This window comes from Robertkochia sediminum (assembly GCF_016786255.1).
GTDB lineage: Bacteria > Bacteroidota > Bacteroidia > Flavobacteriales > Flavobacteriaceae > Robertkochia > Robertkochia sediminum.
This window is the reverse complement of the sequence record NZ_JADMKT010000074.1, coordinates 181,472-201,931: the sequence shown is the minus strand read 5'-3', so window position 1 is coordinate 201,931 and position 20,460 is coordinate 181,472. Positions and strand designations below refer to the sequence as shown.

The 20,460-nt window shown below is 46.3% G+C and carries 15 protein-coding genes; 9 read left to right on the top strand and 6 right to left on the bottom strand.

All coding sequences use genetic code 11. The annotated features are described in order from the left end of the window. Positions 1–4: 4 nt before the first annotated feature. The 6 genes from IS446_RS07800 to yidC all read left to right on the top strand — a co-directional run bounded on the left by IS446_RS07800 (position 5) and on the right by yidC (position 6,823). On the top strand, positions 5–2,014 hold the full coding sequence (locus tag IS446_RS07800) for a LysM peptidoglycan-binding domain-containing protein (protein WP_203059506.1): 2,010 nt from the start codon (positions 5–7) through the stop codon (positions 2,012–2,014). Continuing rightward, on the top strand, positions 1,944–2,363 hold the full coding sequence (locus tag IS446_RS07795) for an OsmC family protein (protein WP_203059505.1): 420 nt from the start codon (positions 1,944–1,946) through the stop codon (positions 2,361–2,363). The genes IS446_RS07800 and IS446_RS07795 overlap by 71 nt, the downstream gene beginning before the upstream one ends. Then, the gene (locus IS446_RS07790) at positions 2,364–2,888 is read left to right on the top strand and encodes a hypothetical protein (protein ID WP_203059503.1); all 525 of its coding nucleotides are present in this window, start codon (positions 2,364–2,366) and stop codon (positions 2,886–2,888) included. Then, on the top strand, positions 2,881–3,114 hold the full coding sequence (locus tag IS446_RS07785; RefSeq protein ID WP_203059501.1) for a DUF3820 family protein: 234 nt from the start codon (positions 2,881–2,883) through the stop codon (positions 3,112–3,114). Before IS446_RS07790 ends, IS446_RS07785 begins: the two co-directional genes overlap by 8 nt. Before the next feature lie 91 nt (positions 3,115–3,205). Continuing rightward, the gene (locus IS446_RS07780; RefSeq protein ID WP_203059499.1) at positions 3,206–4,843 is read left to right on the top strand and encodes a CTP synthase; all 1,638 of its coding nucleotides are present in this window, start codon (positions 3,206–3,208) and stop codon (positions 4,841–4,843) included. 96 nt (positions 4,844–4,939) lie between these two features. Further along, positions 4,940–6,823 carry a membrane protein insertase YidC gene (gene yidC / locus IS446_RS07775; protein WP_203059497.1) on the top strand — a complete coding sequence of 628 codons (1,884 nt, stop codon included), beginning with the start codon at positions 4,940–4,942 and terminating at the stop codon, positions 6,821–6,823. Positions 6,824–7,040: 217 nt separating this feature from the next. On the opposite strand, the gene IS446_RS07770 is transcribed toward yidC, so the two are convergent. The 3 genes from IS446_RS07770 to IS446_RS07760 all read right to left on the bottom strand — a co-directional run bounded on the left by IS446_RS07770 (position 7,041) and on the right by IS446_RS07760 (position 13,059). Further along, positions 7,041–8,867 carry a fasciclin domain-containing protein gene (locus IS446_RS07770; protein WP_203059495.1) on the bottom strand — a complete coding sequence of 609 codons (1,827 nt, stop codon included), beginning with the start codon at positions 8,865–8,867 and terminating at the stop codon, positions 7,041–7,043. A gap of 262 nt (positions 8,868–9,129) precedes the next feature. Next, complete coding sequence (locus IS446_RS07765; protein WP_203059493.1) at positions 9,130–10,959, bottom strand: fasciclin domain-containing protein; 1,830 nt, start codon at positions 10,957–10,959, stop codon at positions 9,130–9,132. 252 nt (positions 10,960–11,211) lie between these two features. Continuing rightward, a complete protein-coding gene (locus IS446_RS07760) occupies positions 11,212–13,059 on the bottom strand; it encodes a fasciclin domain-containing protein (protein ID WP_203059492.1) in 1,848 nt (615 codons plus the stop codon). A 374-nt stretch (positions 13,060–13,433) separates the two neighbouring features. On the opposite strand from IS446_RS07760, the gene mnmA reads away from it, so the two are divergent. Continuing rightward, positions 13,434–14,621 carry a tRNA 2-thiouridine(34) synthase MnmA gene (gene mnmA / locus IS446_RS07755; protein ID WP_203059491.1) on the top strand — a complete coding sequence of 396 codons (1,188 nt, stop codon included), beginning with the start codon at positions 13,434–13,436 and terminating at the stop codon, positions 14,619–14,621. A 27-nt stretch (positions 14,622–14,648) separates the two neighbouring features. After that, positions 14,649–15,602 carry an NAD(P)H-dependent flavin oxidoreductase gene (locus IS446_RS07750; protein ID WP_203059490.1) on the top strand — a complete coding sequence of 318 codons (954 nt, stop codon included), beginning with the start codon at positions 14,649–14,651 and terminating at the stop codon, positions 15,600–15,602. A gap of 237 nt (positions 15,603–15,839) precedes the next feature. On the opposite strand, the gene IS446_RS07745 is transcribed toward IS446_RS07750, so the two are convergent. After that, positions 15,840–16,280: a VOC family protein gene (locus IS446_RS07745; protein ID WP_203059489.1), complete on the bottom strand. Its 441-nt coding sequence runs from the start codon at positions 16,278–16,280 to the stop codon at positions 15,840–15,842. Between the two features lie 168 nt (positions 16,281–16,448). Between IS446_RS07745 and IS446_RS07740 the strand changes: the two genes are divergently transcribed. Continuing rightward, a complete protein-coding gene (locus IS446_RS07740; protein ID WP_203059488.1) occupies positions 16,449–17,027 on the top strand; it encodes a hypothetical protein in 579 nt (192 codons plus the stop codon). A 54-nt stretch (positions 17,028–17,081) separates the two neighbouring features. Here the strand turns inward: IS446_RS07740 and IS446_RS07735 are convergent, their stop codons facing one another. Then, positions 17,082–17,510: a hypothetical protein gene (locus tag IS446_RS07735; RefSeq protein WP_203059487.1), complete on the bottom strand. Its 429-nt coding sequence runs from the start codon at positions 17,508–17,510 to the stop codon at positions 17,082–17,084. Positions 17,511–17,693: 183 nt separating this feature from the next. Beyond that, positions 17,694–20,393 (bottom strand): S9 family peptidase, encoded by a 2,700-nt coding sequence (locus IS446_RS07730; RefSeq protein ID WP_203059485.1) that lies wholly within the window; start codon positions 20,391–20,393, stop codon positions 17,694–17,696. Between the last annotated feature and the right edge of the window lie 67 nt (positions 20,394–20,460).

Below are 20,460 nucleotides of genomic sequence, written 5' to 3'. Positions count from 1 at the left end.
GTTTATGAAAAAACACATACTTGTATTACTTGCGCTGCTTTTTGTTTCCCTAACCTATGCCCAGCAGGAGTTTAAGACCCATGCTGTAAAAGAAGGGGAGACCCTGGAACAGATCGCAAGGAAATACCGGGTAACTCCCTTTAATCTTATAAAGTACAATCCCGAAGCCAAGGATGGTGTTACCCCAAACACCATCCTGGTTATTCCGGTTGCATCAGGTGAACGTTCTGATATGGTCCTTTCCGACGAGGAGGCCGCTTCCGGTGTGAAGGAAAAGGAGGTGGAGCGTTTTATTCGCCACCGGGTAAAGAGAAAGGAGACCCTTTTTGGGTTAGCCCAGAAGTATGATGTTACCGAGGCAGAGATCAAGCGCTATAACAAGGTGCTTTACAGTCGTCTCCCAAGAAAGGGTGAAAGGCTTCAAATCCCTGTGTTCAAGCAGCAAGATGCTGTTTCAGGTTGGCAGGTGCCGGAAAGTGGCCTTGTTCCTTATGTAGTGAAGCCTTCTGAAGGTAAATGGCGCATAGCTTATGAGCACGGCATCACCCAGGAAGAGCTGGTGCGACTCAATCCGGAGATCCGCGATGTGTTACAGCAAGGGGATACCCTGATGGTACCTTTTGTGCCGGGCAACGATAAGATCACGGTGGTTGACAGCCTCTACAATTATTACGAGGTGAAACCTGCAGAAGGTTTTTATCGTCTGAAGGTGAAACTCGGACTCTCACAAGAAGAGCTCGAAGCCTTGAATCCGATACTTAAGGATTCAGGACTTCAGAAAGGGATGATCCTGAAGCTGCCTAAGGTTACCGGAAACCAGTTGGTGCTCAATAATGGTATTCTGGTCGAGAAGTTTAGTCTTATCGATAGTATTCGCGTTCCTGCCAGTACCAAGGTAGGTCTGATCCTTCCTTTTGACCTGGGTGCGGTGAATTTTGACAGTATCAGCGGAACCAAGAATGATATCAATAGTTCGCCCTTGCTTGGGGTGTCCCTTGATTTCTACACCGGGGTGTTGGTCGCACTCGATTCGGTTAAGAAAATGGGAGTCTCTGTCGATATGCGTGTTTTTGATAGTGGTGACCGCGATAAATTCATTCTGGATTTCAGGAAAAGAGAGGCCTTGAAGGAAATGGATGCGGTTGTAGGCCCTGTACGACCATCTGTGATCAATGACCTTAGTGGTTTTCTCAATGAAGCAGGAGTTCCCGTATTTGCGCCCTTTATCAATAAGGGGCTGGAAATGCGTCCTAATGTCTATCAAACCTTACCTCCGGATGACCTGATGCGCAATGAGATGTTCAGGTTTTTAGAGAATTATGGGGAAGGTAAAAATGTGATCATCATTGCCGACGAGGAGAATGCCTATACCAAGGCGCGATTGCGTGCTGTTTTCCCAGGAGCTAAGATCGTAGATCCCCTTTCCGATAAATTCCTGAGACTGGAGGATCTGAATCCCTTCCTTTCGGCAGAAAAGGAGAATTGGGTCATCCTGGAAAGTAGTTCCTTTAACCTGATCGGGAATGTGACAGCTGTTGTGAATTCGGCTCAGACCGAAGAGTACAAGATCAGGCTGCTCACTACCTTAAAGGGGAATGTTTATGACAATAAGAACATTTCGAACCTGCACTTGTCCAATCTTCAGTTTCACTATCCAACCTTTTATAAGCCGGTTGCAGGAGCGTCACTGTTTCATAAGCAATACGAAGCTCGTTTTGGAGTGGAGCCCAACAGGTATGCTATTCGCGGCTTTGACCTGATGCTTGACGTGCTGCTGAGACTGGCATACAATAAGAATCTGGATGTGGTGGCTGCCAAGGTAGGAGAGACAACCTATACCGAAAATAAATTCAACTACGAGCGTGCTCCGGAGGGCGGATTCATTAACCGTGCCTTGTATATTGTTCGCTATGATAACCTCACTATAAAAGAAGTAGATCCAAATGCCAACGACCTCGAAAGTAACCTATCTGGGGGCACTGAGAACGGAATGTCTCCACGTGAAGAGCGGTAATACGTTCATCACCGATGCACCAATAGACAATAATGGAAAGGGGGAGGCATTTTCTCCTACAGATACCGTAGCTACGGCAATGGCCAGCTGCATGCTTACCGTTATGGGGATCAAGGCCCGTGATATGGAAGTGGATCTTAAAGGAGCTGTAGCGACCATTGAAAAAGAAATGGCCGCGGCTCCAAGGCGTATCGCTGCGGTAAGGGTAGAGGTGGTTATTCCCGCCTCGCCTTCTGAGAAAGATCGAAAAATACTCGAGCAAACCGGTAAAACTTGTCCGGTGCTCCTTAGTTTGCATCCCGAGATCGAGAAGGATATTCGTTTTGTATGGGGGCAAACGCCGCAATAAATGAAATTACTACCCTATTTGATTTTTTTCTTGAGTCTTGGTCTTCAGCAGGATCAGGAAACAGTAGCGTGGCATCCCGGTAAGAAGCTCAGGTGGGTCGATTTCAGAGGTGTGCCGGACCGTTCTGTTGATGCTGCAGCTACTACGGTCTCCGCTTTGTCCTATACGTTTAACGGATATCTTAAGGAAGGAAGGTTGGTCTATGAATACGATGTTAAGGCCTTGTTCTTTCCGGAAAAAAGCTGGGTGCGCGAAGACCTGAAAGATGAAGAGCTGCTGTTGCATGAACAACTGCATTTTGATATTACTGCCTGGTACGCAGCAAAACTCAGGCGTGCATTTGATACGATAGCGCCTTCTTTGGATCCGCAGCCTTCGGTAAAAGTTGTTTATGAGCAGGTGAGAAGAGAATTGGATTCTGTACAGGCCCTTTACGATAAAGAGACCAATTATTCCCTTGACCTGAAAGAACAGTTGCTCTGGGAGTCCCGAATAAAACAGTATCTGGAAGAAGTCTATGAATGAACAAGCCGCCTTTTTACAAAAGATCGCTTTTATGCGGATGCCCTATGGAAAATACAAGGGCAGGTTGTTGGTAGATATCCCTGAGCCTTACTACGTGTGGATGCGCCAAAAAGGGTTCCCGGAAGGGAAAATGGGGCTATATCTGAGCTCCATGTACGAGATCAAAGTGAACGGACTGGAAGGTCTTATCAGAAAGATCATCGCCAATGGCCGTCAATCCGTTTAAAATCTTAAAATTAGCCGTATTCACCGGAGTTTTTTAATTCTTATTTGTATTTTTGGCGCGAAAATTTCAGCAATTCTACAAGCGTTTTTACATGGCAGACACGAAGTACATTTTTGTTACAGGAGGGGTTTCTTCATCATTGGGTAAAGGTATTATCGCCGCATCTTTGGCAAAACTATTACAGTCCAGAGGGTATAAGACCACTATCCAGAAACTGGACCCATACATCAATGTGGATCCGGGGACTCTTAATCCTTATGAACACGGCGAATGTTATGTAACCGACGACGGTGCTGAAACCGATCTGGATCTCGGTCACTATGAGCGATTTCTTAACGTAAATACCTCTCAGGCCAATAACGTGACCACCGGTAGGATCTACCAGAGTGTGATCGAAAAAGAGCGTCGCGGAGAGTTTCTTGGAAAGACCGTACAGGTGGTTCCTCATATTACCAATGAGATCAAAGAGCGTATCCAGATCCTAGGGAATAGCGGAGACTATGATATCGTGATCACCGAGATCGGTGGTACTGTTGGTGATATCGAATCATTACCATATATCGAGGCAGTAAGACAATTGCTGTGGGAGTTGGGAGAAGATAATGCAATGGTGATCCACCTTACCCTGATCCCGTTCCTTTCTGCTGCAGGAGAATTAAAGACCAAGCCTACCCAGCACTCTGTGAAGACCCTCATGGAGAGTGGAATTAAGGCCGATATCCTTGTGTGTCGTACCGAGCACGAGCTTTCTGATGATCTTAGAGATAAACTGGCATTGTTCTGCAATGTTAGACGCGAAGCCGTGATCCAGTCGATCGATGCTTCTACCATCTATGATGTTCCGAATCTTATGCTCGATGAAGGGCTCGATAAGGTGGTTCTTAATCGCCTTGCGCTCTCTGACGATCAGGAGCCTGAACTTACCAACTGGAATCAATTTTTAAGTCGTCATAAAAACCCTAAACACGAGATCCATATCGGACTCGTAGGGAAGTACGTAGAATTACAGGATAGTTACAAGTCGATCCTTGAATCGTTCATTCATGCAGGAGCAGAGAATGAAGTAAAGGTTCACGTTGATTGTATTCACTCAGAGCATATTTCCGATGATATCCTTAGGGAAAAGATCGCTAAGCTTGATGGAGTGCTTGTGGCTCCCGGATTTGGAGAGCGCGGGATCGAAGGGAAGATCAAAGCCATTCAGTATGTGCGCGAGAACAACATCCCGTTCCTTGGGATCTGCCTCGGAATGCAAATGGCCGTGATCGAATTCTCGAGAAACGTACTCGGACTAAAAGATGCGAATTCCACTGAAATGGATGAGCAAACCGCTAATCCGGTGATCGACCTGATGGAAGAGCAGAAGGACATTACCCATATGGGAGGGACCATGCGTCTTGGTGCATGGAAATGTGCGCTTAAGGAAGGTAGCATCGTATACGATGTTTACGGACAAAAAGAGATCTCTGAGCGTCACCGTCACCGTTATGAATTCAATAATAAGTTCAAGAACGATATCGAGGCAGCAGGGATGAAGGCTACCGGATTGAACCCGGATACCGGATTGGTAGAAGTGGTTGAAATTCCTGAGCATCCTTGGTTCGTAGGGGTGCAATACCACCCTGAATACAAGAGTACGGTTGCGAATCCGCACCCGCTGTTCGTAGCATTTGTAGAAGCATCTTTGAATCACCATAAAGAAAAAAACAGTGCCACTTTGGCATCTTAACCGGAATTGGGGAGGTTTTTGATTTCTCTCCGAAACATATATAGCATAGCAAAGGTCTGCAATTCCCGACCTTGAACAGCCTATTAAATTTAAACCATGGAAGAAAAGAAATTTGACGTGAACTCCCTGATCGGGTTCCTCTTGATCGGAGCGATCCTCATCTGGGTGATGTATAATAATCAGCCTACTCCTGAGGAGGAGGCCGGTGAGGCCACTACCACAGAACAGGTAGAACAGGCCACACAGCCTGCTGTTAAACAGGAAGTAGTGCCGATGGCTGAAGCCGATTCTCTCGCAGCCGATTCCCTCGCGCTGGAAAGATATAAAAGTCAGCTTGGGGCCTTCGCCTATGGAGCTGCCATCGGAGTTGGAGAGGGCGAAACCGTTCTTGAGAACGAAGTGGTAAAATTGACTATTGCCAATAAGGGTGGTCAGATACGCGAAGCTGTTCTCAAGCAATTTAAAACCTATGATTCTGTGCCGGTGTATCTGGTTAAAGATGGGAATGCCCGATTTAACCTGAGCTTTGCCACCACCGATAACCGAACCCTGAATACAGAAGATCTTTACTTTGAGCCGGTATTATCGCAAAATGGCGATAACAAGGTGTTAAGCATGCGACTAAAAACAGGAGAGCAAACCTACCTGGAATATCGTTATGAGATCAAGCCTGACGATTATATGGTCGACTTTACCGTGCGTTCCCAAGGTCTTAACGGCGTGCTCAACAGCAGTGTGCCTGCAAATATGAATTGGGAGGTTAAAGGGATCCGTCACAGCAAGAGTATCGAGTATGAGAACCGATATACCCGCCTTACCTATAATCATGATGGAGACATTAGCAAGCTGGGGCAGATGGGAGATGATTCTGAGACAGAAGAAGATCTTGAGTGGATCTCTTACCGTCAGCACTTCTTTAGTACCATCCTTGCGACTACTACTCCGTTTAAAACAGCTACCCTGAGTTCAGAGAACCTGGTAGAGGAGGAGTCTGATACCGCAAAGTATACCAAGCATTATAAGGCTGCAATCCCTCTGGAGATCGCCGGAGGAGAGCTGGCGCATAATATGCACTGGTATTACGGTCCGACCGACCTCAAGGTGTTCAAGAAATACGAAGATTTTAACTTTTCAGAATCCATCCCATTTGGATGGGGGATCTTTGGTTTTATCAATAAGCATGTGTTTACCCCGCTTTATGATATTCTGAGCTCCTTCCTGCCTTATGGTATTGCGATCATTATTATGACCATCCTGGTGCGAATAGTATTGTCTCCGGTAACCTATAAGTCATACCTGTCGCAAGCCAAGATGAAAGTGCTGCGTCCGGAGATCACTGAGATCAATGAGAAGTATAAGGACAATGCTATGAAGAAGCAGCAGGAAACCATGAAGCTTTACAGCAAAGCCGGGGTGAGTCCGATGAGCGGATGTGTACCTGCCTTATTGCAGCTGCCGATATTCTACGCCCTCTTCATGTTCTTCCCTACGGCGATCATGTTAAGGCAAAAGCCATTCCTTTGGGCAGACGATCTGTCGTCTTACGATGTGATCGCAGAACTTCCGTTCAAGATCCCGTTCTATGGAGATCACGTGAGTTTGTTCCCGATCCTGGCTTCGATCGCTATCTTCTTCTATATGCGAATGACCACCGGACAACAGCAAATGATGCAACAACCGGCTCAGGAAGGGATGCCAGATATGGGGAAACTCATGAAAATGATGTTGTACATCTCTCCGCTACTGATGTTGTTCTTCTTTAACAACTATGCGAGTGGATTGAGTTTATACTACTTTATCTCTAACCTTATTACCATTGTGATCATGCTGGTGATCAAGAACTACATCATTGATGAGGATAAGATCCATGCACAGATCCAGGAGAATAAGAAAAAGCCTAAGAAAGAAAACAAGTTCCAGAAGCGTATGCGCGAAATGATGGAGCAGGCAGAAGAGCAACAAAAGAAAGGGAAGCGTTAAGCATGCCCTCCTTTACAGTTATAGAAAAAGGGAAGCCATACGGCTTCCCTTTTTTGTTTTGAGCGTGAACGTGAAATTCCATGCATACGTCACTCAATTATGGTTTATGTGTTAATGGGTAGGTGTCTGCATTTTATTTTGAAAAGCGATCAAGTATGCTCATAAAATAAAGCCCGGTAAATGCCCGGGCTTTTAAGCTATTTACGGATTACTTTCTTTAATTATTCATGTCAGGTAGCATTACCTGATCCAGAACGTGAATAACTCCGTTGACCGCCTGAACATCTACATCGATGATCGATCCGGTGTTTCCTGAACCATCGGTGATATCTGCGACTCCTCCCTGGGCAGGTGGCAGGGTGATCAACAGGTTGTCTCCTTCGAGCGATGCAAGCGTATTGTCCCCTTGCTGAAGATCGGAAGAGCGAACGTTGGATTCGCCTACGACGTGATGCAAGAGCACCTGAGTAAGCGCATCTCCCGTTGGTGGGTCAGTAAGGTCTGCAAAGGCTTCATTGGTAGGGGCGAAAACCGTAAATGGAGATCCTTCGGTACCTCCAAGGACATCGGATAAACCTTGTTCGATCACAGCTTCTGCCAGTGTGCTGAAATTCGGGTCTGCTGCTGCAAAGGTAACCACCGTAGGCAGGTCAATAACAGCATCTACCAGGTGTACGATCCCATTACTTACCTGGAAATCTGGAAAGACTACAGCGCTTATACCGTTAAGCGTCACTCCTTCCTCACTTACATTGACGTAAAGGCTAATATTATCGGGATCATCACCAGCGGTTATAGCGAGGGTAGAAGCATATCCCGACCCTGCGCTAACGATATCTGCTGCTGTGAATTGTCCGCTAAGCAGGTGGTTGTTGAGAAGGTTTGCCAGATCTGCCTCAGGTATATCTGCCAGGTTATTGATGTTGTCAAACCCGGACAGGAAGGTTATAAAGGCGTCGTCGTTAGGAGCGAATACGGTGAGGTTGGCATCAGGGTCGCTTAGTTTCTCCACCAGTCCTGCACGTTCAATAGCCTCAGCTAGTAAGGCGTATCCCGGAGTGAGCTTTGCCAGTTGGTAGATACTTGCCTCGAGTACGGTATTGTTCACGATAGATGGAGGTAGTAGTACCCGGTCTATTTCATGAATAACGCCATTGGATCCCTGGATGTCGGAGGTTAAGATGTTTACGCCTGCACCTCCTGTCCCATCGATCAATCTTGTTCCGTCTTCAGAATCCATAAAAAGGGACTCTCCGTTCGCTGTGATCATTTCCAGGCCAGGAGTAAGGTCACCCGATTGTAAATTTTGTCCGGGAACCACGTGATAGAGCAGTATGCTGAGTAATATTTCCTCGTTAACCCCTTCTTCTCCGAGTATGTCGGTTAGGTTAGCAAAGGCTTCTTCTGTGGGCGCAAAAATAGTAAAAGGGCCTTCTTCATCAAGAATGTCCGTGACGGCATCTCCGAAAGATAAGATGACCTCTCGTAGCGAATTAAATGCAGGATTAGCAACCACATGATCCACGACATTCGGGATGTTAAGCGGTTGATCAATTAGGTGAATTACACCGTTCGAAGCACCGATATCCAGGCCGTCGGCTACGGGCGATGAAGTGCCATTTAAGAGGACTTCTCCATCGGTATTGACAAAAAGACTAATAAGCTTCTCTTCCGGGCCTGTGGCAAGGGTGTTCAGGTATCCGGTAGTCAGATCTCCTGAGCCTACTTCTGCAGCGAGTACGTGATTGAGTAAAAGGTTGGTGAGTTCGTCGTCTGTAAAGTCATCCAGGGAAACACCTGCCGAGGTAAAGGCTTCGTCGGTTGGAGCAAAAACGGTATAGGTGCCCGGTTCATCCAGTGTTTCCGACAGTCCGGTGCGATCAAGGGCTTCAACCAGTATGGTCAGGTCCGGTGAGCTGATCGCTGTTTCATAGATGGATAGGACTGATGGTGGGGTTGAGCGATTGCCGTCGTCATCATCGTTACAGGAGGCAACGATCGTAAGAAGGGTTAAGAAAATCCCCCGTGTAAAGATCTTCATCATGTTCTGTTTTTAAGGGTTAGTGTTGTTTATTGTAGTATGCGTATTACTGTTTAGGGGGAGGGGTTTAAAAATAACAAAATCACGCAAACTACTGATAATAAACAGGTTAGTTGTTTGTTTTTGTTCCTTAAAATGTAAATGGTGGAGATTTACTTCGATACGGATCGTGGTGTTTGGGGTCTTAATTTCTACATGTGTTTATAAAAAAAGCCCGGGACATTTGCCCCGGGCCTTTCTCATTTGACGAATTTAAGTTGTTTGTTTAATTGGTGGTGTCGGGGATGAGGACTGCATCAATGGCGTGGATCACACCGTTAATGGCTTGCACATCTACCGCTATGATCGAACCGGTATTTCCGGTACCATCAGTAATATCTGCGATACCTCCCATGCTTGCGGGTACAGTAACCACAATATTGTCGCCTTCCAGCGATGGAACCGTATTGTCTCCGGCGACAAGGTCCCCGGCTCTAACGTTTAACCCTCCAACCACGTGGTGCAGCAGCACCTGGGTCAAGGCGTCGCCTGAAGGTACCGATGGTAAGGCCGCAAAGGCGTCATTGATCGGAGCGAATACTGTGAACGGATCACTCGCCGGATCACCAAGGATCCCAACAAAATCGGGTTGGTCATCGGCGGTCAGTGCGCCGGCAAGACTACTAAAATCAGGGTCTGCTGTGGCAAAGGTCACGATCGTAGGCAAACCTATTACCTGGTCTACTACGTGAACCACTCCGTTTCGGGTTTCAAAATCGGCATAGATCACCTGGCTACCGCCATTGATGGTTACGCCTCCGTCGTCTCCTTTGCTCAGGTACATGCTAAGGTTATCACCATCCATATTGACGGCACTGCTGTTGGTGTATCCGGTTTCAATATCACCTGCAAATACTTTTCCTCCCAGTACATGGTTGAGTAGAATATTTTTCAGAAGATCCATAGGTACATCCTCATAATCTACCCCATACATTTCTAATGCGGCGGCAAAGGCTGCGTTGTTAGGCGCGAAGAGGGTGAGTTCGGCAGATGGGTCTGCCAGAACAGCGATAAGTCCTGTTTTTACGAGCGCATCATTAAGTGTTGAAAAGTCACCGTTAATGGCCAGTAATTCTGCCATGGTGCTGGCAGCACCGATCTCTTTGGCTACATGTTCAGGGATCATCACCTTATCGATGCTATGCAATACGCCATTATCTGCCTGGATGTCGGGCATAACTACGTTAGCAGGTTGTGGTGTGCCATCAACGATCTTAACCCCATCGCTGAGGTCAACCTTGACGGAGCCTCCCATCACCATTTCTACCATTTGTCCGTCTTCAAGCGAACCGGAATCGAGGTTTCCTTCTACACTAATGTGGTAGAGGAGTATTTGCATGAGCGTGTTTAGCGGAATCTGACCAAGCGCATCGAATCCCATAAGGTCGATAGTGGCCATAAATGCACCGTTGGTAGGCGCAAAAACAGTAAATGGCTGATCTTCGTCAATACCTAAAAGGTAAGGCAGATAATCTTCGAGAAGTAATATCGCCTCAGCAAACAGAGAGTAGTCCGGATTGATCTTTCCGTGATCGGTCACAGAAGGAACTTTAAGCGCTTTGCTGGTGTAGTGCAGCACCCCGTTTGCAGCCATTAGGTCTTTTTGGTCCGATAGCAATTCAGCATCTCCGTTCAATACGATGTCTGATTCGTTATGAATGAACATGCTGAGATTGTTGTTTTCAGGACCTTTGGCCATGGTTTTTACATAGGAGGTCGTCATGTCGTATGACGGCAGGCTTTTTTCGATAATGTGATTACTGATGAACGTGTTAAGTTCCTGAGTACTCATTTTTTCAAGGTCGATACCCTGATCTGATAACGCCTTGTCTGTAGGTGCAAAAACCGTGTAGTTTCCCGGATTTGTAAGTGTTGTGTTTAGTCCGGTTTGCACGAGGGAAGCAGAGAATTTGCTCAGTGCAGGGTCAGCGGCGACCATTTCATAGAGGGAAGGTTGTTCAGACGAGGGGTCTGTGGTAATGCTTTCGTCGTCTTTTCCACAGGAAGCGATGACGAGCAAAAGGGAAAAAAAGATTCCCAGTTTTAAAGCCTTCATAGTTTAAAGTGTTTAGTGAGTTATTAAATACGATTGATCTTGGCTTTAAAAATCAATATAACCCTAACTAATTGAAAATAAAGAAGTTAAGATGAGCGAAATAGTCGGTGAACCCAATAAGGATTGGTGTCGGATTTGTGTCAGATTTTCTGAATCGCGGGATAACCGGTGGTGTGAGAAAAATTGGTATAGGTGCAAAAAAAAGACCCGGGAGTCTCCCGGGCCATTTCATAACTATGTAAAATCTAAAAATTAGTTGTTCGTATCAGGGATCAATACCTTGTCGATAGCGTGGATCACCCCGTTAGACGCCTGAACGTCCACAGCGATGATCGATCCCATGTTTCCAGAACCATCGGTAATATCGGCGATTTCACCCATGGTAGATGGGAGGGATACTGTGATCATATCACCTTCAAGTGAAGGTACTTCGTTGGGACCTTCAACAAGGTCTCCTGATCTTACATTGGCTCCACCAACTACGTGGTGTTGCAATACTGCTGTAAGTGCATCTCCTGATGGTACAGACTCTAAAGCTTCAAAGGCTGAATTGATCGGAGCGAATACGGTGAATGGAGCTCCGTCAGTGCCGCTAAGGATTCCAACAAAATCAGGCTGGCCTTCTGCAGTTAATGCACCTACCAGGCTGCTGAAGTTAGGGTCTGCTGCTGCAAAGGTCACGATAGTTGGAAGACCGATAACGGCATCTACCGCGTGAACAATTCCATTAACAACCGGAATATCAGTTGCAACTACTGTAGCACCTCCATTGTCGGCTCCACCGTTGATCACAACACCATTACTTGTGTTGAAATACATGCTAATATTTTCATCCACATCATAAGTGGCTAAACTTGTGGTATATCTTGTGCCGGCGTCAAGTACTGCAGCAGCATCAAAGGTACCCGCCAGGGCGTGGTTTAAAATGATGTTAGCAAGCGCATCAGCATCTACATCATCGATGGTAAGTCCGCCAAGAAACGTATCAAAGGCAGTATCGTCCGGTGCGAAAACGGTTAGGTCTGCTTCCGGATCGCTTAAAGCGTCTACAAGACCGGCACGCTCAATAGCTTTGGCTAAAGTTCCATAACCCGGAGCTAGTTTCGCCAGTTGGTATACAGAAGCATTAGCAAGAAGTGCTTCCACGATCGTAGGTGGTAGCAATACCTGGTCAACAGCATGGATCACTCCGTTGGAACCTTGTACATCTGTTGCGATAATATTGATATCTCTACCTGTTCCGTCCATTAACATGGCTCCATCACTAAGGTCTACCGTTAAGATCTCCCCATCGATTCCCATAGGAATTTCCTGACCGTCAGACAGGTCTCCTGATTGTACATTAGCACCTGCAACAACGTGGTATAATACCACTGCTTCCAGTACCTCAGGAGCGATATCAGTAGTTCCTAAAAGTTCGAATAACGCGTCGAAGGCTTCGTTTGTAGGTGCGAAGATGGTGTATGGTCCTTCAGCGGTAAGGTCCGGAAGACTTTCTCCAAGAGCGGTAACTACTGAAACAAGGGTGCTAAAGTTAGGGTTGGCCACTGCGTGTTCTACAACGTTAGGGATACCCAGTGGTGCATCGATCAAATGGATGATACCATTGCTGGCTCCGATATCAAGTCCGTCGGCAACCGGAGAGGCTACTCCGTTAAAAGTTACTCCGCCATCAGTATTAACAAATAAGCTGATCGCATTTTCACCCGGCCCGGTAGCCAGTGTATTTACGTACGTGGTCGTAAGGTCGGTTGACATTACTTCCGTTCCCAGGACGTGATTCAATAAAAGATTGGTTAATTCTGCATCGGTAAAATCGTCCAGCGAAATTCCTGCAGCGGTAAAAGCATCGTCGGTTGGTGCAAAAACGGTGTATGTTCCGTCAGCATTGAGGACGTCATCCAGTCCTGTTCTTTCTAAAGCCTCTACCAAAATGGTAAGGTCTGGTGACGAAACTGCGGTTTCATAAATGGAAAGATCGGCAATTGGTGGTTCCGGAGTTACTCCTCCGTTGTTGTCGTCATCGTTATTACAACTAACGATAAAGAGCGCTAAGATGGCAAATAAGCCTAAAGGAAGCGTTTTAAGTAGTGTTTTCATTGCTTAATGATTTAATGTTATACTGTGGTGTAATCGTTTTGTTCAGCTAAAATACAATATAAGTTAAACAGAACAGAGGCTTTATTATTTTTTTAACATCTTGAAGTTAAACAAGTTAATTACTGTGTCAGAGGTTAATAATATTTTAGTTAACTGATAAAGAGTATTTTATATACCGTGTAGGATAAGGATGTTTAAGTTTATAGTTTAGGTTCTTATTGGTAAACAAATCAGAGAGTGTTGTTTAATTATTAAGGTCTCTTGATCCTTACTGTAAGTTCATCAGATATGGGGCGACTAAAGGCTTCGCCTTAATTTTGTAATTTTGCCGCGTGAAGTTCCTTTTCGGGGATGATCTTTAAATAATGAAATGCATGAAACGTGTAGTTGTTGGGTTATCAGGAGGTGTAGACTCCAGTGTTGCTGCCTATCTTTTAAAAGAACAGGGGTATGAGGTTATTGGTCTGTTCATGAAGAACTGGCATGACGATTCGGTGACCATTTCCAATGAATGCCCATGGCTGGAAGATAGCAACGATGCCATGATCGTTGCAGAAAAATTGGGTATTCCCTTTCAGACGGTTGACCTTAGTGAACAATACAAGGAACGTATCGTAGACTATATGTTTAATGAATATGAGCGGGGGAGAACTCCCAATCCTGATGTGCTTTGTAATCGGGAGATCAAGTTCGATGTATTCATGAAGATCGCTCTGGACCTGGGTGCCGATTATGTAGCTACGGGACATTACTGTAGAAAAGATACTTTCGGGAAGGACGGAAAGGAGGTACATCGCCTTCTTGCCGGTGTCGATGGAAATAAAGATCAATCTTATTTTTTGTGTCAGCTATCTCAGGAGCAACTGTCAAAGGCGCTTTTTCCCGTCGGGGAATTAACCAAACCTGAAGTTAGGGCTATAGCTGCTGCCAACGAGTTGATCACTGCAGATAAAAAGGATTCCCAGGGATTGTGTTTTATCGGAAAGGTCAGGCTGCCTGAATTCTTACAGCAGAAGCTAAGTCCGAAGGAAGGGGTTATCGTCGAGGTTAGTCCTGAAGCGATCGCTTTAAAGAAACAGGTTCGTGCCTTTGAAGGTAAGGAGGATGAGTTGTCCTGGCATGCCGAAAAGATACAATACAGTCCGAAAGACGGGAAGGTTGTAGGCAAGCATCAGGGGGCGCATTATTTCACCATTGGTCAGCGTAAAGGTCTTGGAGTAGGGGGTACGGTAGAGCCGCTCTTTGTGATCGGGACCGATGTGCAGGAGAATGTGATCTATACCGGACAAGGTAAGGCGCATCCCGGACTTTTCAGGAAGGCGCTGTTTATTGCTGAAGATGAGGTGCATTGGGTTCGTGAAGATCTGAAACTCGCGCCGGGTGAATCTGCCGGATTGAAGGTGCGTATTCGCTATCGTCAGCCATTACAGAAAGCCTGGTTGCACAAGGTTGATTCCGGGCTATATGTCGAGTTCGAAGATCCGCAAAGTGCGATCACCGAAGGGCAGTTCGCTGCTTTTTATCAGGACGACGAATTGATAGGCTCCGGAGTTATCGCATAAATTATTCAAACCACTAACCCACCAACCATGAACAACCGAATTACCACCCTCTTTAATGTCAAATATCCTCTTGTTCAGGCCGGAATGATCTGGGCCTCGGGATGGCGCCTTGCTGCTGCTGCATCCAATGCGGGGGCTTTGGGTATTATTGGTGCCGGATCCATGTATCCGGAAGTGCTTAGAGAGCATATTCGCAAATGCCAGGCGGCAACCGATAATCCGTTCGGTGTGAACGTGCCCATGCTGTATCCGGATATCGACAAGATCATGGATATCATTGTGACCGAAGGTGTGAAGATCGTCTTTACCTCTGCGGGAAATCCCAAAACCTGGACTCCTTTCCTGAAGTCTCATGGAATTACCGTGGTGCATGTAGTAAGTAGCGTGAAGTTTGCTCTAAAGGCGCAGGAAGCCGGTGTTGATGCCGTGGTTGCAGAAGGTTTTGAGGCCGGCGGACATAACGGCAGGGAAGAGACTACCACCTTTGCACTTATTCCCATGGTCAGAGAGCGGTTGGAGATCCCTTTGATCGCTGCAGGAGGTATTGCTACCGGACGAGGGATGCTTGCTGCTATGGTGCTTGGTGCCGATGGTGTGCAGGTGGGAAGTCGCTTTGTTGCGAGCGAAGAGGCTTCATCTCATGAAGCCTTTAAACAAATGGTGGTCGATGCCGGTGAAGGGGAGACCCAATTAACGCTAAAGGAACTGGCTCCGGTACGTTTGCTTAAAAACAAATTCTTTGATGATGTTCAGGCCCTTTATCAAAAAGGAGCAACTAAAGATGATCTTAAAGCTTTACTGGGAAGGGCGCGAGCCAAAAAAGGGATGTTCGAAGGGGATCTTGAGGAGGGAGAACTGGAGATCGGCCAGGTCTCAGGACTTATTCATGAGATCAAACCGGCAGCTGCTATCGTCGAGGAGTTCATTGCCGATTTTGTACATGCGCAAAAAGAAGTAGCGGCCTTTCAGATCCATCCCTGAAGCATGTCGTATTGCAAAAGTAACAGGGTCTTGACGTCTTTGACGCTTGTCTTACCATCATGATCTTTCCAAACTCTCTGTTGTGCATGAATACGGCCACCTCGTTTCCGCGGTTATAAACTTCTCTTTGTTCATCCTGTCATGGGCATCTGAAGGTCTTTCGCTTGCAGGTGTCTCGCCTCAGAGTGTATCAGGCTTTGGAGGGGATCTCTATGTTAAGGTCTTTAATGGTTGCAGTCATTGTCCGTTGATCTCTATCCAATAGCCATCGGGGTCTTGCAGGTAGATCTGTCTTACGCCGTCAGGACGGGGATTTGTTGTGTCAGGAGTTCCCTGCCAGTTTTCAAAATAGATCTTTTGTGAACGAAGGTGTTCGATGGTGGTGTCAAGGTCTTTTGAGGTAAAAGCCATATGGGTACCCTTGGGCGGAATGTTAACGGGCACTTTTTCTTCTATGATGTGAAGTTGTTTATCCCCTCCCATGGAAAACCATCGGATGTGTGGTTGTTCTGTTTTGTCTTCTATCTCTTTAAGTCCCAGGATCTCCTGGTAAAAAAGCACAGATCGCTTCATATCGCTAACTAAAATAGCTTGATGGTTGTAGGTTATTGTAGCGTTTTGTGCAAAGCTTAAAGCGGTCCAAAGGGTGAAAAGAATGGTCGTTAGAAAGGGTCGCATACATTAATTTTCCTTTAAAATTAAATGATATCCTTCATAAATAATAGTTTTTATGGCCTCTATCTTGCCGTATCTTTACAATGTGCAGCACTCATGAGCTCCCGATCTTGCCTGTAGTGAACATTGTGAAATCTTTTTTTGCTACGAATAATAAAACAATGTACAATCATGAAGTATGTATTGATCCTGGTACTTAGTCTTTTTTCTACAGGAGCCTTTGCCCAACACGAAAATGAACATCACGCAACAGATCACGGGGAAGCCCATAGCGAGCATAAGGAATTTAAGCATTCGATAGCGGTCATGCTGGGGCATAGCCATATTGATGAGGGGCGGAATACAGAAGGGGATCCGGAATGGATTACTGTGGCTTCTTTTGCCGTAGACTATAATTATCATTTTAACCACAAATGGTCGGTGGGACTTCACAACGATATTCTCCTTGAAACCTTTGTGATCGAACGCTATTTTAATGTGGGATTAGAAGAGGAGTTTCTTGAGCGAGAGTATCCTATTGCTTCGGTAGCCGTTGTTGGTTATAGGGTGTTCCCGTTCCTTATTGCCAGTGCCGGTTTTGGCGGGGAATTTGCCCCGGGAGAAAATTTTGCCATGATCCGGATCGGTGTTGAAGCCGGCTTCCATCTAAAAGACCCCAGTTGGGAATTGGTGACCGGTATCAATTACGATGCCCGGATCGATGCCTATGATATCTGGAACCTCACGGCCGGGGTGGCCAAAAGATTTTAAAATGAAAAGGACGTCACGGGGACGTCCTTTTTTGTTTTACACTTTGACCTGAAGTTACAGTTTCCTTCCCATATTGGAAGAAGAAGAACGTATGCATTTGCGGTAGTTTTCCATGATCTCCTTAGCCTGATCTTCGCCTCCGGCTAACTCATTCATGGCTGCTCTCCATTTCACCTGACTCGGACTGGTCTTCCAGTTCATGCCTTCCACACCGTCTTCCATTTTCCATACAATAAGCATATCGTATTCTCCGGCAGCAAGGGAAATTTCCATCACCGGGATCGGTGTACCAGCCTGGGCAGACGCCTTTTTGAAGTAATTGTCAATAATGTTTCGGGCTTCTCCCATCATTCCCGGGTGATAGTCTACATAAACAAAACTGTACCATTCGGGATTCTCATACTTCTCAGCCTCCTGGGCTGTTGCATTTGTAAAGAACAGTACGGTGAACAGGGCAGCGAGTAAACAACTTAGTGATCTCATTGGTTGTAATTTTAGATTGGTTATAAAATTGCAATAGGAGATCAGTCGAGGGATATTAAAAGTACAAATAAAATGTTAAAAATCAGCAAGTTGCATGATTGTTGCGTTTTTAGTTTAATCAGGCTAAAAAAAAGGGAAGGCTAATGGCCTCCCCTTTTTGGTATATGATATAAGGTGAATAGATCATTCTTTAATAACCCTGAATCCGCTGGTTTTGCTCTTCCACTTTTGCTGTGCCATTTGATCTGCGTTTTCGTAAGCGCTAAATCCTATGGACTTTCCATCTGCAGCATATTCTGAAACATTACCTCCAAGGTCATAGATCAGTGCATTGCCTACGCTCGTTGCCTTGTATTGTCCTACGGGTTTGGTGAGTTCGAGTTCTGCCTTGTTCACCTTACTTATGAGCTTCGCTGCATCTTCAGGGGTTAGGGCGTATCCGGCCCACTGACTCAGTGTATTTTCACTTCCAGCGGATTTCATGGCCTTTTTTCTGAGGGCCTTGGCTTCTTCCGTATTAGGAAGGCGGTAGGTTTCTCCGGTTAGTTCAGACAGCCAGGAGAGGTAATTCTTTGCTTCTTCGAGAGAGCAGGTAACCGGATAATTTCCTTTATCCTCATCGTATCGGTGGTCCTTTTTCCAGGCGGCGAACTGGGCGTTGGTCACTTCGAATACCCCGATAGCGATGCTGTCGTTCTTAACGTTGGTCACCTCAGGGATCAGGGTATCGTTCTTCAGGTCGCCCCAGAGTCCGTTGTGTTTTTTGAGCGATCCTTTGGCCATGAGTAATGCCAACGGACTGTCTTCTTTTACCGGGTCCATGGTTTCCGGGGCCTTTTCGAACAGGTAGGTGTCTATCCAGGCCAGCTCTTCTTTCATTTTGCGCAATTGGTGGGTGATCTTAGCCAGGCCGTGGCGTTGTCCGGGGAACCATAAAAAGCGAACCGGAGCTTCCCCTATCTGCTGAAGGGCTCTGTAGTACTCCCATCCCTGGTCTCTGGGGACGGCCCGGTCTTCGCTCCCGTGAAAAATAATGGTAGGCGTTCTTACTTTTTCCAGTTCGAAGAGGGGTGATTTAAGGATGTAATTCTCATTATAGGTCTTGCCTTCACTATTGTCCCATGGGGCGCCTCCAAAATAGCTTTGATCAAAGCTTACCCCAAAGCGACAGGTGCCGTAATCTGAGGTCCAGTTCACATCACCGGCCCCGGCAGCGGCAAATTTGAACATCTCCGGATACCGTACCGTAAGCATGGTGGTGAGAATGGCTCCGTTAGACCAGCCCATGGTTCCCAGCTTGTCCATATTGATCATGCCTTTTTCATTGAGGAAGCCGATCCCTTTGATGATGTCTTCCATTTCCGGTTCGTAGTAATTTCCCTTAATGGCTTCTACGTATTCCAGTCCGTGATTTGAAGATCCCTGGTAGTTCGGTTTGAGGACAAAGGCTCCTCGCTGTGCCAGGATATTGGGGTAGGTGCTCCAGCGTTCACTCCATCTGTCGGTGTCCTGGGATGAAGGTCCTCCGTGGATCGATAGCACTAGCGGATATTTTTTTCCGGATTCGTAATTCGCCGGGTAGTAAAGGATTCCGGTAACTTCAACATCGTTATATCCTTTCCATGTGATCACCTCGCTTTTGGTGAGTGGTTTGGAGCTTAAATTCTTGTTCAGGGCGATGACCTCTTTGTCATTTTTGAACTTTCCGGACTTGACGTCTGCTGCAAAAAAACGAGGAAGTTGGGAGGCTGTAGAGTGGCTGTAGATCACCCGGTTTCCTGCCTTGTTCACAGCAAGGAGATCTGCATGGTCATTCTTTTCTTCCAGATCGATCTTTTTTTGTTTCCAGTTGTCCCCTTGTTTTTCGTAATAGGTGAGTCTAAACGTCGCTCTGTTGGCCAGGGCAGCGATGACACCGCCGTCTACGACCTCAAATCCTCTCCCTAATCCGTTTTCCCAGTTGAGGTCAACTTTGGTGTAAGAAGTAGTGGCAAGGTCGAAATAATAGAGTTCTTCGATCCCGGCTCCGTTCCATTCAGGATCACTGGCCATAGAAGAGGTGAAATAGAATCCCTTGTCGTCGGGGGTGAAGGAGAATGATCCCGAGGGGAATTCTAAAGGTTCCAGTATCTGTTGTTGTTTGCCATTGCTAAGGTCAAGGAGGAAGTAGGACGGATCCTGACGCGCATCAGAGGCAAAGCTTATACCTTCCGCCATGGTGTAAACTACCCATTGGCCATTATGCGAAACCGTATAAGAGGTCAACGGCTTAGTATTGTTGGTCAGGCGGTTAGTGTTCTTTTCTTCCAGGTCAAAGCTGTATAGGCGTTGAGGTTTCCAGCGAAGGGTGTCTTCAACAACGATCACATTGTCTTTTTTCTTTTCTTCTTCCAGTTCGGTTAGCGTTTTACCGTCGTTGGAAACAAAAAGCAGGGTTTTTGAGTCTTTCCATTGGATATCAGAGATCCCATTGTCAAAGGTGTGCACCTTCTTTGGTTCTCCACCAAGGAGGTCGAGCTTCCAAAGTACCTTTCCCTCGTCTCTTGATGAGAGAAAGTACAGCGACCTGTCATCATCAGAAAACACCGCACCATAGTCGTTCTCATCGGTGTTGGTGAGTTGGACGGTTACCGGTTTGCCATCCTGCTCCTTATCCAGGTAGGTCAGGTAAAGGTCACTTACAAATTTATCCTTTTCGGGATCCTTGAGTGGTCTTCTTTTGCTCCATACGATCTTGGTGCCGTCATTAGAGAATTTTACATTGGTCATGTATTCGGTAAAGATCACGTCTTCCGGGGTCCATTTTTTCGGGTCTTCGATCTTCTCCTGTGCCCGTGCGGGCAAAACAAGTAATAAGAGTATGGCAATAAGGAAAGCTCTCATATCTGATGTTTAAGGGTTGATAATTGCGGTACCTAAGATAATTAAATTCTTTGTGAGAAAAGACCGT